This is a genomic window from Cytobacillus solani (genome assembly GCF_006704205.1).
In the GTDB taxonomy this organism is placed as follows: Bacteria; Bacillota; Bacilli; order Bacillales; family Cytobacillaceae; genus Cytobacillus; species Cytobacillus solani.
The window spans coordinates 2031802-2047885 of sequence record NZ_CP041305.1 but is presented as its reverse complement, the minus strand read 5'-3'; the positions used below and the strand labels follow the sequence as shown (position 1 = coordinate 2047885).

At 37.5% G+C, this 16084-nt stretch carries 14 protein-coding genes and 3 pseudogenes; 5 read left to right on the top strand and 12 right to left on the bottom strand.

The annotated features are described in order from the left end of the window. Positions 1 to 13: 13 nt before the first annotated feature. Positions 14 to 1528, bottom strand: a pseudogene (locus FI644_RS27485) (methyl-accepting chemotaxis protein). Between the two features lie 180 nt (positions 1529 to 1708). On the opposite strand from FI644_RS27485, the gene FI644_RS10475 reads away from it, so the two are divergent. Continuing rightward, complete coding sequence (locus FI644_RS10475; RefSeq protein WP_053478422.1) at positions 1709 to 2746, top strand: ketopantoate reductase family protein; 1038 nt, start codon at positions 1709 to 1711, stop codon at positions 2744 to 2746. Between the two features lie 84 nt (positions 2747 to 2830). Here the strand turns inward: FI644_RS10475 and fba are convergent, their stop codons facing one another. From fba to FI644_RS10440, 7 genes are all read right to left on the bottom strand, one after another. Further along, entirely contained in the window at positions 2831 to 3694 is an 864-nt protein-coding gene (gene fba, locus FI644_RS10470; RefSeq protein WP_056686911.1) for a class II fructose-1,6-bisphosphate aldolase, read from the bottom strand. Between the two features lie 197 nt (positions 3695 to 3891). Continuing rightward, the gene (locus tag FI644_RS10465; protein ID WP_053478420.1) at positions 3892 to 4401 is read right to left on the bottom strand and encodes a type 1 glutamine amidotransferase domain-containing protein; all 510 of its coding nucleotides are present in this window, start codon (positions 4399 to 4401) and stop codon (positions 3892 to 3894) included. A 102-nt stretch (positions 4402 to 4503) separates the two neighbouring features. Then, positions 4504 to 5412, bottom strand: a complete 909-nt coding sequence (gene lsrF, locus FI644_RS10460; protein ID WP_053478419.1) for a 3-hydroxy-5-phosphonooxypentane-2,4-dione thiolase — start codon at positions 5410 to 5412, stop codon at positions 4504 to 4506. A 66-nt stretch (positions 5413 to 5478) separates the two neighbouring features. Then, complete coding sequence (lsrB, locus tag FI644_RS10455; protein ID WP_053478418.1) at positions 5479 to 6546, bottom strand: autoinducer 2 ABC transporter substrate-binding protein LsrB; 1068 nt, start codon at positions 6544 to 6546, stop codon at positions 5479 to 5481. After that, positions 6539 to 7546 carry an ABC transporter permease gene (locus FI644_RS10450; RefSeq protein WP_056686914.1) on the bottom strand — a complete coding sequence of 336 codons (1008 nt, stop codon included), beginning with the start codon at positions 7544 to 7546 and terminating at the stop codon, positions 6539 to 6541. The genes lsrB and FI644_RS10450 overlap by 8 nt, the downstream gene beginning before the upstream one ends. 7 nt (positions 7547 to 7553) lie before the next feature. After that, complete coding sequence (locus FI644_RS10445) at positions 7554 to 8555, bottom strand: ABC transporter permease (protein ID WP_053478416.1); 1002 nt, start codon at positions 8553 to 8555, stop codon at positions 7554 to 7556. Then, the gene (locus FI644_RS10440; protein ID WP_053478415.1) at positions 8548 to 10053 is read right to left on the bottom strand and encodes a sugar ABC transporter ATP-binding protein; all 1506 of its coding nucleotides are present in this window, start codon (positions 10051 to 10053) and stop codon (positions 8548 to 8550) included. Before FI644_RS10440 ends, FI644_RS10445 begins: the two co-directional genes overlap by 8 nt. 352 nt (positions 10054 to 10405) lie before the next feature. Here FI644_RS10440 and FI644_RS10435 point away from each other — a divergent pair, with 352 nt between their 5' ends. From FI644_RS10435 to FI644_RS10425, 3 genes are all read left to right on the top strand, one after another. Further along, positions 10406 to 11326: a sugar-binding transcriptional regulator gene (locus tag FI644_RS10435; protein WP_082446766.1), complete on the top strand. Its 921-nt coding sequence runs from the start codon at positions 10406 to 10408 to the stop codon at positions 11324 to 11326. A 149-nt stretch (positions 11327 to 11475) separates the two neighbouring features. After that, complete coding sequence (gene lsrK, locus FI644_RS10430) at positions 11476 to 13044, top strand: autoinducer-2 kinase (RefSeq protein WP_142108283.1); 1569 nt, start codon at positions 11476 to 11478, stop codon at positions 13042 to 13044. Between the two features lie 19 nt (positions 13045 to 13063). Next, positions 13064 to 13417: a cupin domain-containing protein gene (locus tag FI644_RS10425; RefSeq protein WP_053478412.1), complete on the top strand. Its 354-nt coding sequence runs from the start codon at positions 13064 to 13066 to the stop codon at positions 13415 to 13417. 151 nt (positions 13418 to 13568) lie between these two features. Here the strand turns inward: FI644_RS10425 and FI644_RS10420 are convergent, their stop codons facing one another. Together FI644_RS10420 and FI644_RS26815 are read right to left on the bottom strand one after the other, a co-directional pair. Further along, the gene (locus FI644_RS10420; protein ID WP_053478411.1) at positions 13569 to 14303 is read right to left on the bottom strand and encodes a sulfite exporter TauE/SafE family protein; all 735 of its coding nucleotides are present in this window, start codon (positions 14301 to 14303) and stop codon (positions 13569 to 13571) included. Positions 14304 to 14441: 138 nt separating this feature from the next. Next, positions 14442 to 14750 (bottom strand): annotated as a pseudogene (locus FI644_RS26815) (winged helix-turn-helix transcriptional regulator); the annotation flags it as partial. On the opposite strand from FI644_RS26815, the pseudogene FI644_RS10410 reads away from it, so the two are divergent. After that, positions 14747 to 15004 (top strand): annotated as a pseudogene (locus tag FI644_RS10410) (aldo/keto reductase); the annotation flags it as partial. The pseudogenes FI644_RS26815 and FI644_RS10410 overlap by 4 nt on opposite strands. Positions 15005 to 15090: 86 nt before the next feature. Here the strand turns inward: FI644_RS10410 and FI644_RS10405 are convergent. Together FI644_RS10405 and FI644_RS10400 are read right to left on the bottom strand one after the other, a co-directional pair. Continuing rightward, positions 15091 to 15462 carry a hypothetical protein gene (locus FI644_RS10405; RefSeq protein ID WP_053478410.1) on the bottom strand — a complete coding sequence of 124 codons (372 nt, stop codon included), beginning with the start codon at positions 15460 to 15462 and terminating at the stop codon, positions 15091 to 15093. A 20-nt stretch (positions 15463 to 15482) separates the two neighbouring features. Further along, positions 15483 to 15998: an acyl-CoA thioesterase gene (locus tag FI644_RS10400; protein ID WP_053478409.1), complete on the bottom strand. Its 516-nt coding sequence runs from the start codon at positions 15996 to 15998 to the stop codon at positions 15483 to 15485. Positions 15999 to 16084 lie beyond the last annotated feature (86 nt).

The window sequence follows — 16084 nt, the reverse complement described above, 5'->3', positions numbered from 1 at the left end:
TAAGGGGACAAGTTTACTGTCCTGACTGATTGCCCGAAAAACCTTTGTCCCCATTTACCATATCTTTTAATTGTAAGCTTACATGATTTAATCCGGTTACTACTTCATTAATTGAAGTAATTAGATGATGTTCATCTTCTAGTGTTGCCACTATTTCCTGAGTGGAAGCCGAATTTTCTTCTGAAATATTAGCGGTATTTTCAATTTGTTCTTGAATATGGGTAAAATTATCTGTCGCTAATTTAATTTCTTCCATTCCCTTAGAAAGTTCGGCATTTGTCTCTTGGAACGAATCTTTTATCTCAGTAAAGAAGGATGAAACCTCATGTAATAAATGCTGCCCTTCCACGACTGCATTTTCCCCTTCAATAGACTTTACTTGTGCTTCCTCGGACTTATGGAAGAGTGTATTTGTCACTTCTGATATAGATACAGTAATATTTGCACTTTGCTCCGCTAGTTTGCGCACCTCATCTGCTACTACCGCAAAGCCCTTTCCATGTTCTCCTGCACGAGCAGATTCAATGGCTGCGTTGAGTGCTAATAAATTGGTCTGATCTGCAATCTGTTTAATGCCTTCTAATAATGAATTCACTGTTTCAAGGCTTGCTTGCAGTTCTGTAACTGTTAAAGCAGTCGTGCTAATGGCAGAATTGACTGTTTCCATATGGTCTGTTACTTGGCTGATCTTATTCCAGCCATCCTGGACTTTCTCATTCATCTCATCTGACTTTTCCACAATCCCTTGGGAAATGGAAATCGTATGATTAACTCTTTACAGCGAAGTTCCCATCCATTCATTCACATGAATGATATTGTTCGCTTCCTCTTGAATCCCTGCAGCCATTTCCTGAACAGAGTCAAGAATATGATGACTAGAATCATAAATCGTTGTTATATTTGTCTTAAAATGATTGATATTGCCTTCTAATGTTATTGTACCTTCTTCTATGGAAGAAAACGTAACTTTTAATTTTTCTAATAATTTTTTTGCCTCAAGTTCCTTTTTATAGGATTCCTCTATAAGTTCTCTTCCCCATTTTGTTATGTAAAAGAAAGCACACAAAATTCCATTGATAATAAAAAATACGGTAATAAATGCCTTTAATCCCTGTTCACTTCCTAATAGCCCTGATGGATTGAAAATGCACATGGAAATATAGGCTGCGTTTACGATTAAACTAAATATAAGAATTAATTCCTTTTTTAAATAAAGAGTGACCATCGCAATCGTTAATAAAATTAAATAATGCTTATTGAGAGCAAAACCATCTAAGTTAAATAGAGCTACCACAACTAAGTTCGGCAGCAGGGCAAAGAAAAGCCCCTTCAAATATTCAGGTGTTGGTAAGAAGTAGTTTACAGCCGATAAAATTAAAACAAGAGCCCCTGCAATAATGATCCCTACACTATCAGCAACGCCTCTTTCAAAAATAATCGGAACGACGATAAGAAAAACTAGAGCTGTTAACAGCACTAAATTTACTTTATGCACCCTTTGTGTATTATAGGTATCTTGTTGTTTCATTAGGATCTCCCTCTCAATTTTTCAGGAAAAATATAGTAGTATTGATCTAATATTAATATAAATTTCCTATATAGGGAATATTTGTTTAAATAATAATTTCTATTTCTATATAATTTTTATTACAAAAGTACTATTATCACAAATAATCAATGAAGGTTTTATAAGAAAGGATACTTAATTATGAGAATCGCAATTATGGGAGCTGGATCTTTAGGAACAATCATTGGTGCATTTCTTTCTAAAGGGAAAGAACATGTAGAATTAATCGATGTAAACGAGGAGCATGTAAAGGCACTAAACGAAACTGGCGCTTCCGTCATTGGAACAATTAAAGAAAATGTTCCAGTACAGGCGATAACGCCTAAAGAAATGACCGGAGCATACGACCTTGTTTTATTATTAACCAAACAAGTTTTTAATAAAGACGTATTAGCTAACTTAAAACCCTTTTTAACAGAGGATAGCATAGTCCTTTCGCTGCAAAACGGGGTTCCAGAAGAATCACTAGTATCTTCATTAGGAAAAAACCGTGTGATTGGCGGGTCAGTTGAATTTGGCGCGACTTGGGTAAAACCTGGTGTATCTGAATTAACAACGGCTATGGAATCTTTTAAAAACAATGCCTTTCAAATTGGTGAATTAGACGGAACAATTACGGATCGGATCCACAACATTAAAGAAGTATTAAATTTAGTTGGAGGCACTGTCATTTCTACTAATCTAGTAGGAACCAAATGGTCAAAATTACTCGTTAATGTGGCAATGAGCGGCATGTCAGCTGCCCTAGGCTGTACATATGGGGACATTTTAAAAAACGAGACAGCTGTAACTAGTGCCGTAATGCTGGCTGATGAAACATTACAGGCAGGAAGTGCATCAGGTGTTGAATTCACAGAGCTAGCTGGTATTCATGTTGGTGTATTTAAAGTAAATGAGGACAAAAGCAACCTATCAAATGTCATCGGGTTAGCTAAGAAAATTTTTGAGCCGCAAGCCCTTCTAAAAGCAAGCATGCTGCAAGACCTCGAAAAGCAAAGAAAGACTGAAATTGATTATATCAATGGCGTTGTATCTGCAAAAGGGAAAGAATTTAGCGTACGCACTCCATTCAATGATTTAGTCGTAAGCTTAGTCAAACAAGCAGAAGATGGAAAAACCATACCAAATTTTGATGAAAACATCGTATTCTTTAAAGAATTAATTAGCAAAGAAATTTAATAATAAATTATTATGATATAACTTTTCAGCTCAAAAGAGCATCTGGCTATTATTAATAATTAGATGCTCTTTTTATTTTTTCGTCTAAGCCTTCCCAGCCGATCCAAACAAGTGTATTTTCTTTTTGATCGTTTCTTTTACTTTTTCACGACCAAGTGCTATATAATTGTCAGAATAGTAAATATCTGCATCTTGATTAAAAATATCTCGGATTGTATTTGTAAACGCGAGATGGTTATCTGCATTGACATTAATTTTTGCTGTACCTGAGGCAATCGATTGCTTAATTTGTTCAACAGGAAGACCAGAACCGCCATGCAGAACTAGCGGAATATGGGTTGCTTCACTAATCGCTATCATTTCTTGAATTCCTAATTTGGGGTCACCTTTGTAGGGGCCATGGGCTGAACCCAGCGCTGGAGCCAAAGCGTCAATTCCCGTTAGCTTTACTAATTCCACACATTCATTTAAATTGGCATAAATTGAATTTTTTGAGACAACAGAAACACCTGCCTCACAACCTCCGATACTGCCTAATTCAGCTTCAACCGTTACTTCTCGTTCATGAGCGTATTCAACGACCATTTGTGTCATCTTTACATTTTCTTCAAATGGATGGTGGGATGCATCAATCATCACCGAAGTAAACCCAGCATCAATAGCTGCTTTACAGTTTTCAAAGCTAGAACCGTGATCTAAGTGAAGCGCAACCGGAATAGTTATATTCATTTCATATAGTAATGCCCTCACCATTGCGACAGCTACAGAAAATCCACCGAAATAGCGTACTGCCTCTTCCGTTACTCCAAGTATAATAGGTGAGTTTTCATCTTTAGCAGCACTTAAAGCAGCTTGAGTCCACTCAAGATTATGAATGTCAAAATGACCAACCGCATAACCTTCCTTTAAAGCTTTGTGTAACATCTCTTTCATTGTAACTAATTCCACTTTATCGTTACCTCCATTCAAAAAAAGCACAAGACGCCGTTCTATTGGCCAAATAGAACCGACTGTAGAGTTGTGCTTGTTAATCTTATAGACGGATTAGCTTAGACCGAGTGCTGATGATGCTTGGCACTAGACAACTATTTAACAGATTAAGGGACAGTTGTAGGACAATGAACCTGTCCCCACTGTCCTCTCCCCTAACGTAATTTATTCAATATTTCTCGAATAAAAGCAGGCTCATCCTTTGGCGTTCTGGATGTGATGATATTCCCACTAACAACGACTTCTTCATCAAGAAATTCCGCTCCACTATTGATAACATCATCACGAATACCAATATAGCTCGTGCTTTCTTTTCCTTTAAGTATGTCTGCACTGATCATAACTTGTGGGCCGTGGCAGATTCCTGCAATTACCTTTGATTTTTCATTTAAACGTTTCACAAGTTGAACGGTATCCAGATTTACTCTTAGTTCTTCAGGCGCACTCCCACCTGGGATAACAATAGCGTCTAACTCATCTGCATTTGCTTCAGAAGCAGCTATTTCAGTTACATACGTCACGGTTCTTTTCTTACCAGCACATTCCACTCCCCTTGCATTGCCGATAATGACCGTCTCATGCCCTGCTTTTTTCACTTCATCATACGGATTTTTCATTTCGGAATCCTCAAAATCAGGTGCTAACAAGAAAGCAACTTTTGCCATTTTGAATACCTCCATTAAATAATATGAATTTTGCGAGACTAAAAAAAGGGAAGCTTCTACCTTATTTCAGTAGAAGCTTTATTAGAATGAATTAGTTCAGCATTATGAATTGTGGGACAAGGAACCTGTCCCTACATTTGTTAGATCTAAGAAATACTCATATGCTTCTAAGTCTGTGAAGCCTTCGTGTACGACTTTTGTTACGGCTTGAATCATTTCTTCAGGATATTCTGACTGGAAGATGTTACGTCCCATATCTACACCTGCCGCGCCTCCTTGAATAGATCTATATGCTAGCGTTAACGCATCTTTTTCATGAATCTTCTTTCCTCCTGCCACTACTAACGGCACCGGACAGGCTGAAACAACTTTTTCGAAATCGTCACAATAGTATGTTTTGACGATGGAGGCTCCGAATTCAGCTAGCATTCTTGTTGCTAACAGGAAGAATTGAGTTGTACGTTCCATTTCCTTCCCTACCGCTACAACACCCATTGTTGGAATTGAATATCTTGTTCCAAGGTTTACCGCCTTATTTAATTGCTCAATTGTTTCTTTCTGTCCAGCAGCACCAATAAATGTTTGGATGGCGATTGCACTTGCATTCATGCGAATGGCATCCTCTATATCAACAACCATTGATTCACGACTTAAATCGTCTTGTAATATACTTGAACCTGAAGAAGCTCTAAGTGCAATCGATTTATTAAAGCTTGGCGGTACACTGCTTCGAATTGCACCGCGAGTCCCCATTAAGCAATCCGCATATTTTGCTAGCTTAGGAATTAATATATCTAAGCGCTCTAGCCCAGACGTAGGTCCCATAAAATAGCCATGATCAAATGCAAGCATGACCGTCTTTCCGCTTTTCGGGTTAAAAATCCTCGATAATCTGTCTTTCATTCCCCAATCTAAATTTGCAGCTCCCTTTACGTGGAAGTTACCATTATTCGTAAAAGGGACATTCTCTGCAAAGTTTTTTGCTGCTTTGTTACCGATATTATCCGCCATTTTTATCTTCCTTTCCTCGCTAGTTATCTAGTAAACTTTAAAATTAATAAAACGAGATAATAATCATCAGAAATCATATTCTCCTGTATTTGCTTTCGTGAATACAATTCGTTCAGGCAGTACGATAATTCCTGAGTCCTCCGCATCGTAGTCATAGCCCTGAACAGAGTTTGGCTCTACCTTCACTTCACCAAGATCAGGCACTTCTACACTGCCGCCAACCTTCAGTTCCTTGCCTAATGCTAAATGGTAGGCTATATATACCGCTAGGGCACCTTGATCCTTTACATCCCATAAACCGTGGTTTTCGATTGTATCGTTTTCAATATATTGCCTCATTGAATTCGGAGAAGCAAATCCCGTAATAGCGACATCATTTTTATCTAAGCCTTTATTTTGTGCTGCTTGTGCCATTGCTGGAAGAGCGGTAGAGTCTGGACAAATAATGACATCAATGTCTTGATACGTATCAAGAATACTTTCCCCTACTTGTAACGACTTTTGCTCATTGCCTTCACCAAATTGTGTTGTCACAACTTCCCATTTTGGATATTTTTCTTTCATATACTCGTTTGCATATTCAACCCATGAATTTTGGTCAGGAACCGTTGGACTTGAGTAGAACCAAGCAACCTTTTGCGCATCATCCGGATTAGCAAGCTGACCTGCAGCCATGTCAACGAGCATCGCACCTAAAATATCTGGTGTCCCTTGGTTTATATATACAGTTCGATATTTCGGATCCACATCTGAATCCCATGTAACAACTTTAATACCCGCATCCAATGCTTTTTGTAAAGCTTGATTTAGACCGTCCGAAGATACTGAAGAAACAGCAATCGCATCTGCCCCACTATTTACAGCACTATTAATGATTTGCACTTGGTTGGCAACGGTTCCTTCAGGTGCCCCATCATATTTCACCTTAAACCCGACTTTTTCGGCCATTTCTTGTGCACCATCATTTCCAGACTCGAAAAAAGCATTGCCCGTCATCTTGGGGATAAATACTACTTCAATATCACTAGGATCTTTTTTAGCATTGCTTCCAGCATCCTCACTATTACAAGCTGCTAAAACAAGAGTTGAAAGAGCCACACCGGTTAATATTTTGAAAAACTTTGATTTACGCATTTAGTTTGCCCCCTCTATCCTTTTTAATCGTAACTAATCGTTTCACATTGGACTTAAATTCTGGAACTCCTAAGAATGCAACGGAGATAATCAAAAGTAACCCTGTAGCTAATCCGATATATTGCGTTTGTATGCCCCCCATTTGTAATCCGAGCTTTAAAAAACCAACGATGATGCTTGCAAGAGCAGTACCGATAACACCCCCTTTACCACCTGTTATTAATGTTCCTCCTAATACAACAGCAGTGAGGATTGGCATTAAATATTCTGCGCCAAAATCCGCACGTGCACTTCCTAAATAAGAGGTAAGAATCACCCCAGCAACCCCTGCACTCAGCCCTGATAATACATACGTACTCGTAATGATTTTCCTTGTATCAATCCCCGAGTACTCAGCTGAATTCTGGTTAATCCCAGTTAAATAGATATATCTTCCATACCTCGTCCGGTGGAGCAGAATATATGCAAATAGCAACAAGGCAAAGAAGATGAAAACAGAATGCGGAATTCCGAAAAGCTTCCCATTCGCTAGATTAATAAACCCTTGCGAAAAACCTGAAATCCCTTCATACGTACTTGCGCCTGACACCCCAACCAAAACGAGTGCAACACCACTGTATAGAAGCATACCTCCAAGAGTAATAACCATCGCTTGCACTTTTGCATAGGCAATGAGTATTCCATTTAACAGACCACATAATCCACCTACTACTATCGCTAAAAAGACAGCAACCCAAATATTTAAACCTGCCACCTGTGACAAAATCCCCACGACAACAGAGGTTAATCCAATAATCGCTCCACCAGATATATCAATTCCGCCTGTTATAATGACGAATGTAACGAAAAAGGCAATAATGGCAATACCGATGAAATCATTAAAACTATTTAATAGAACATTTATGTTCCAAAATCTAGGATTCATTAAACCAAAAATAATCATTTCCGCAATTAAGATAAGGAAGAGAACGAGATTCCATTTGGGTATTTTTTTCAACATACTTATCTTACGCCCCCTCCTGATAGTTCAAGACTCTTGCATTTAGCCGTTCTTTATTTGCCTTTTTATTCGCACGACGTACAATCAGGACATCCGCCACAACGATCAGAATTAAGAGCAAGCCTGAAATAGCTGAATTCCAAAATGCGGGAACCTTTAAAAATACAAGAGCCGAATTAATCGAACTCATAATAATTGCTCCAACGGATGCCCCGATTACGGAACCGATTCCTCCACTTAAGGAAACTCCCCCGAGAACTGCTGCTGCGATGACAGTCATCTCAATACCTATGCCAGCAGTTGTAGAAATAAATCCAATTTGACTCGCAAAGATCAGTCCTGCAACAGCGGCACAAATCCCCGAAATAACAAAAGCAAAAACCTTGTATCTCTTCACAGGTATTCCGATTAATACTGCTCCATCCTGGTTATCACCAATAGCAGCGAAATACCGCCCCTTTCTACTATTTACCAAGAAAAAGTGAATGAGAATAACAGCAATAATCACAATGACTCCAAGTGTATTAATGCCTAAAATACTACTCTGTGATATTTCCTTAAATGTTTTCGGGAGATTCTCAACCCATTTCCCATTTGTATAAATGACTTGAACAACCCTAGCAATCTCCAGCATCCCTAAAGTCATAATAAAGGAAGAGATTCTTAACTTTGTGACCCCTAAGCCATTGATTAGCCCAATAACCCCACCAATCACAATCGCTATGAGAATAGCTAGAAAAATACTTCCACCATCCCGCAAAAACATTCCACTAACCGCAGCACTCAGACCTAATATCCCTCCAACCGAGATATCAATCTCACCTGTTAGTAAGACAAATGTTATTCCTGCAGCCAGCACGATATATAGCAAGCTATTTTTTACAGCATTCTCAATATTGGCTACGGTTACAAAATCAGGATTAACTATTCCTACAATTAGAAATAGCAAAATTAAGAATATAACCGTTCTAATTTCCCGATGCTTTGCAAGACTAATGAGCCTAGACATAATTTTCACTTCCTTTATAGGTGCCAAAGGCTGCTCTCATCACATTGGTTGCATTAATCTCTTCCAAATCAAGACAAACATTACAGGTTCCACGATAAATCACATAGATTCGATCGCTTATACGCTCAATTTCTTCTAAGTCTGATGAAATAAGTAATATCGAATATCCTTGTTCCTTTAATTGAGTAATTATGTTATAAATATCACTTCGAGCTGCAGCATCAATTCCTCTAGTAGGTTCATCCATAATTATCAGCTGCGGATTCATTGATAATATTCTTGCAATCACAACTTTCTGCTGATTTCCCCCAGACAATGATCGAATCTCATCATCTTGGCTGCCAATTTTAATACTTAGCCTGCTAACATATTCATCTGTAATCTTTTTTTCAAATTGTTTATCAATAAAATATTTTTGTTTCTTAATGACCTGAGCCGTCATATTACTACTGATTGAGCTGATCGAAAAAATCCCATTCAAAAACCGATCCTCGGGAATATAGGCTATACCACTTTCAATTGTTTCCTTAACACGAAAGTGAGTGATATCTTTCCCATTCAAAATGACTTTTCCGCTCTTTACTTGAGTAATCCCGTATATAGCCTCTGCAATTTCTGTTCTCCCTGCTCCTAGGAGGCCCGCTACCCCAACAACCTCTCCTTTAAATACATCAAAGCTAATATTCTTGAAGCCGTCCCCACACAAATCTTGCACCCGTAATATCTTTTCTTCTTTCATTCGATCGACGGAACACTTCTCATACGAATGACTGCCATCTTTCTCACTATCCATCGGTAATAATCCTTGAATCAGCATTTCCTTTGTAAATTCATTAATTTTGCCTTTCAACGTGACTTTCCCATCTCGTAAAATCACTGCATGTGTTGAAATTTGAAACACTTCATCTAATCGATGAGTAATATAGATGATTCCAACGCCAGCATTCTTTAACTGCTCTATTAACTTAAATAAGGACTCTGTTTCAGCAAAGGTTAAGGAAGAAGTAGGTTCATCTAGAATCAAAACCTTCGAATCTCTTAAAAGTCCTTTAATAATTTCAACTTGTTGCTGCTCAGCGATCGATAATGAAATGGCATATCGACTTAAATCAAAATTCCAGCCTAATTGTTCAATTAATTTTTTCGCTGCTTCTCTGACTTCTTGCTTCTTCTTATGAAAGCCAATCGTTAAGTTTTGTTCGATCGTCATATTAGGGAATAGCAAAGGTTCTTGAGGGACGAGATAAATGCCTTTGTCATGAGCGATGGAAGGATTATAATTTGTTAGTTTATCTCCATTGATTTCGATGCTGCCTTCATCTGCTTTATAAACGCCTGTAAGTATTTTCATCAGCGTACTTTTCCCAGCTCCATTGCCACCAATAATCGAGATAACTTCTGACTGGTTAATTTCCAGCGAGACACCTTTTAACACCTTATTTTGGTTGAATGTCTTTTGAATATGATCCAATTTGACTAACCGTTTCGTTTCCCCCATAAAATACCCTCCATACTTTGTCTATGTATGCAGCATTTTTGAAACCGCTTTCTCCACGTTACAAAAAGTATAATTTAAAACATTTTATTAATCAAGCATCATTTTATTTTTATTTTAAATATTTTAATTATTCTTATAACAATTTTATTTTCCTCATATTAAGTACATAATATAAATATATTAATAGAAGATAACGCTTATTACTCATGCATTTACGTTGTTTTTTCAATTAATTGAATTTACAAAATACAAATATTGACGAACAAAACATTTGTTGATATATTAAAGTTAATAAACAACAAATGTTTTAAGATTAATATTTTGTTAAACAAATAAAATAAAAAGAGTGATTATGATGATGTATGAAAATGATTTAATCGTAAAAATTGCGTGGCAGTATTATATTGAAGGAAAGACGCAAAATGAAATCTCTGAGTCTTTAAATCTTTCAAGAATGAAGGTTATTAAATACCTTGAAAAGGCAAAAACTAATAATGTCATTCAATTTAAAATCAACTTAGAAAACCTCGATAATATTGAGCTTCAAAATAAAATTAAAGAAAAATACAACTTGAAGGATATTTACATTGTCCCAACTTCCCATGATACCAATGCTGACTCTCTTCCCATTGCTGCTGCTCAATACATTGAAGATCGCATTACAAGTGACACAATGATTAGCATTGGTTACGGAGAAGCCGTATCGAAGACTCTAGGACACTTGCGAATTTCCACTAAATATAACGTTACATTCGTATCCTTATCTGGAGGTGTGAAATTCTACATGCCTACTGCTATCGATACAAGATCAGACTATTATACAAATCCAAATTACAATCATTACATAGTACCTTCTCCATTACTTGTATCTTCGAAAGAAATTGCCAGTCACTTACTAGAGGAGAAGCAAGTTAAAAAAATATTAGATATGATTCCCTATTCCAATATTACCGTTATCGGAATTGGCGCCTTAAATGACCGAGCAACATTAATTAAGGAAGGCTACATGGACACCAATGATTTTGAGATTTTAAAATCAAAGGGCGCTGTCGGGGACTTATTAAGCCAGTTTTACGACATTAATGGGAATATTCTAGATTTTGATTTTCATAGTATGCTAATTAGTACAGAAATAGATGTACTAAAATCACTACAGAATGTTGTCGCCGTAGCAGGAGGTTTAGCCAAAAAGGATGCTATAATCGGTGCGCTAAAAGGGGGATACATCGATGTCTTGATTACAGATGAATTAGTTGCTCAAAATTTGATTTAATAGCTTTTCGTTTATGATAGGGATGATTAACACAACCGGACATGTGCACTACTTACGCCCCTAGTTTTGCATACCAATCATTTTGCCTGTCCGCTATATTGTGTTAATTTTGCCCCTATACTTAAAAATAAATATACGAAGGGTAGAGAATGATGGATAAATACCTAATGGCTATTGATGCCGGAACCGGCAGTGTAAGAGTAATTTTATTTAATACTTTGGGGCAGGAATTAGGTGTAACGCAATCTGAATGGACACATAAAGAGGATCCGAGATATCCTGGTTCAATGGATTTCGACATTGTTCAAAATATTACCATCATTACAGATTTAATTAAAGAATTAATTGCAACTAGTAATATCGATCCGAAAGAAATCATTGCCTTATCTACTACGAGCATGCGAGAAGCCATTGTTTTATACGATGAAAACGGTAATGAATTATGGGCATGCGCGAACGTCGATTCACGTTCCAATAATGAGGTTAATAACTTATATCTTATTAGTGACACATTAGAAGCGAATCTTTATAAAATTTCCGGTCAAACCTTTTCCTTAGGAGCGATCCCAAGAATCCTCTGGGTAAAAAACAATCTCCCTGAGACCTATCGTCAAATTAAATATGTCTCAATGCTGAATGACTGGATTACGTACCGTTTATCTGGTGTGTTGTCAGTAGAGCCTTCAAACGGATGTACAACGGGCCTTTTCGATCTGAAGCAAAGAGTTTGGGACCCTAACATCGCAAACCAAGTAAATCTTAGAAATGATATTTTTCCAGTTGTCCATGAAAGTGGAACAGTAATCGGGAATGTCACCGCACAAATGTCAGCGCTTACAGGACTAAGCACTAATACATTAGTTGTTGCTGGTGGTGGTGATGCCCAACTCGGCTGTATTGGCGCTGGTGTGATCAATGAGGGGGATGCTGCTGTATTCGGGGGAAGCTTCTGGCAATATGAATACACAACCAATCATGTTCGAATGGATGAAGAATGCAGGGTTAGAATTAACTGCCACGCCGTCCCGAATACATGGCAATATGAAGCCATCTCCTTCTTCCCCGGCTTAGTCATGAGATGGTTTCGAGATAGCTTTTGTGATCTTGAACAATACATCCAGACTCAAACTGGCGAGAGCATTTATTCCCAAATGGAAAAACGCGCGCGCAACATCCCTGTCGGTAGCTATGGTATGCTTTGTACATTTTCTGACATCATGAATTATAAATCTTGGAAGCATGCAGCTCCAAGCTTTATCAACTTTAAACTAGACCCCGATAAATTTAACAAAGCAAGCTTCTATAGAGCAATTATGGAAAATGCCGCCTTTGTTACAAAAGGAAATATTGAATTGGTCAATAGCATTACAAATACTGCTCCAGATTCCATTGTCTTTGCTGGCGGCGCATCCAAAAGCGAACTCTGGTGCCAGATCGTTTGCGACGTCCTAAACACCCCACTAAAAATCCCAGTCATAAGAGAATCAACCGCTCTAGGTGCTGCTATCTGTGCAGGAGTCGGTGCCAAAATCTATCAAAACTTCAATGACGCCATCTCAAAAGTAATTACATTTGAAAAAACGTATTATCCATCCCCAGAGAATAATGAAGTGTATGAAGAGTTGTTTTTGAAATGGAAGGAAGTCTATAAAAAGCAACTCGAGTTAGCAGACAACAAACTTACAGACAATATGTGGATTGCCCCTGGTTTAAAATAATTGATACGGAGTGAAGCTCATGACAATTGTGAACGAGAAAGAAAGAGAATATCGATTCGGAGACCATGGTCCCAAATATTTATTACGCGGACCACGCATGAACTTCGGCGTAGTCGTCTTAAAACCCGGCCAAGATTTCCCTGCTCATTATCACAATATAATGGAGGAAAACTTTTTCATTCTCGAAGGAGAACTCGAAATCCATATTGAAAACGAAATATTCCATTGCAAAAAAGGCGACCTGATCCATGTCGAACCAAAAAAAGTTCACTATCTCATAAACAAAGGCACAACAGACTTCAAAGCTGCATTTATGCTTTCTCCCTTCCAGGAGAAAGACAAGATCGAAGTAGATTATCGGCCATATAGTTGATTTTTACCGTCAAGTATATTTTCAGGATAGAATTCTTCAGTTTAATAGAATAGAAAATGAGTGCAAAATTATTTACTGGTAAAATTAATTAAAAAGAAAGAGCATCTTCTATTTTTAAATATCAAATGCTCTTTCTTTTTTCCCTTTGCCCCTAAAAAACATTGTTTACAACTATTTGAACAATAAGAGCGATGGTAACTATTCTCAAAATGGGTTTTACATACTTCGGCTTTAGCTTTTTAGCAATGCGTACGCCAATTTGAGCACCTGCTACAGAACCGAAAAGAAGTGCAAGTGTTAAGGGCCAAATGATTTTACCTGTTGCAATATAAGTGATTGCTGCGCCAAAACAGCTTGAAAAGGTAGCAAGACGAACCAAGCCAACCGCTCGAATATAAGAAATATTTAAATACCCAAATAAATAAAGCATCAATGTCCCTTGACCCGGACCGAAAAGACCATCGTACATACCAATTCCATAAAGACCTGGTATACTTATTTTATTCATTTTCAGCTGAGCATCACCAGTAAAATCCTTTTTTCCGATAAATGAAGTAATAAAAGCAAAAATAAGTAAGATAATCGCCACGATATACATATTTTCTTCTGCAATTCTTGATGCCATAAACCCGCCGCTTATTCCGCCGCAAACACTTACGGGGATGATCCATAATGATTCTTTAAGTGAAAGATCACCTTTTTTATATAGATGAAAAAAACTCGAAAAGGAACTAACCGTATTCGACACTTTGTTGGCACCGATCGCTGAGTGGACAGGTATTCCCATAAGCAGCATGGCCGGCAGACTGATTAGACCCCCACCACCTGCTAGCGTACCAACGGTTGTTGCACATATACCAATAAAGAAAATAACAACATACTCCATATTGACGCCCCCTTATCAAAAGTATATTCCTGCAATAAACATAAATAAATTTAATAGTTTTTATTAAAACCGATAAGAAAAACTTATTATAATATAAAAAATAGGTAAAATATCTCGTTTTGCCTATCCTTCAACTATTTAAATTTTAAACCGCACAACAATATTCTGCAGTTCCTCAGCCATTTTAACCAACGCCGCAGAGGAAGCAGTAATTTCTTGTATTGATGCCAATTGTTCCTCCGTTGCAGCTCCGTATACTTTTGTAATATGTTTTTCTCCCCATGCACATAGCGAGTCTAATATTCCTTTCAAGCTCCAGCCGTATTCACTAAGCTCATTCTCTACTTTTGGAGGAACTTGATTATAGACAATTCGCTTTATTACTCCGTCAGCTTCTAGCTCTCGTAATTGTTGAGTCAACATTTTCTGTGTAATATCTGGCATTAATGCAAGGTCAATTATTAGATCACCCCGTTCTAGAGAACATGGCAAGGAAGTATAACAAATCAACTGCACAAATCATCTTAAGATGGGATCTGCAAAATGGAGTTGTTACCATTCCGAAATCTACAAAGGAACATCGAATTGTTGAAAACTCAATGCTATTTGATTTTGAACTAACAAAAGAAGATATGGAACAAATAAATAATTTAAATCAAAATCACCGAGTTGGTCCAGATCCAGATAACTTTGACTTTTAAACTATAAAAAAGCTGTCATCACACATGAGCTATGTCTGTGTAATGACAGCTTTTTTTGCAAATTAATGCCTATATCTATAACGACTTTACCGAATATAAGTCGGCCCAACTAATGTTTTCGGGTCAGTTCCCATTGCCAGCTTACAAATATTTGCGTAGCTGATTTGTTTATAGCTTGCTAGCAGCTGCTTCAAGTCGTGAAATTTACTGTCTGCCTTTAATTCTTTAATTTCTCTCTGATAGACAGATAGCACATACTCATCCTGAGACGCTGGACGGAAGCTGCTAGAGTCTTCCTCTGTAATGAGGCAGCCCATATATTGAAATCCAAACTGTAATTGATGTGTTAAACGAATGGAATTCATAAACTTTTGAAATAGTGCCGGCTGTGTCGATTTTAATGTTTCGATCGCCCCTTTTGCACTTTGCAGTTCATTAATGCTTGATGCGATCAGCATATAAATCTCTCCTTTTACTCTTAATCCCAAGGCTTTTGTAATGAAAGTTTAGAGATAAGTTCAATATTTTGCTGTCTTTTCAATTTGCTGATTTTTGCCCGTTCTTCTCCAGATTCAAAAAGATACCTTTCTTCTTCAGATTCCGGCACGACTTTCGCCACTTCCACTGGTCTTTTGTTTTCGTCCAAAGCAACAAAGGTAAGGAAGGCAGTGGCTGCCAACCTACGAATACCTGTATCTAAATCCTCAGCAATTACTTTGCAGAAAATTTCCATCGAGCTTTTTCCAGTATGAGTAACAAATGATTCAATACAAACGGAATCACTTTGCCGAATTGGTTCAATAAAGTGTACGGAGTCTGTTGATGCCGTTACACATTCCTTCACTCTCGAATGTCTTCGGGCAGAAAGAGTTGCACAGGCATCCATCTTTTTCATAAGAACGCCGCCGAATAATGTATGATAATTATTTAAATCATTAATAAGTACCTGATCTGTTTGAACAACGCGTGTTTCTTTAATCTTTTTTGGCTCCATATATCCATCTCCTTGTCTATCCTTGCATATTTGAAGAATGAGCCTTTGTGCATTCATTTTAATCACAGAAACCATTATAGTACCCG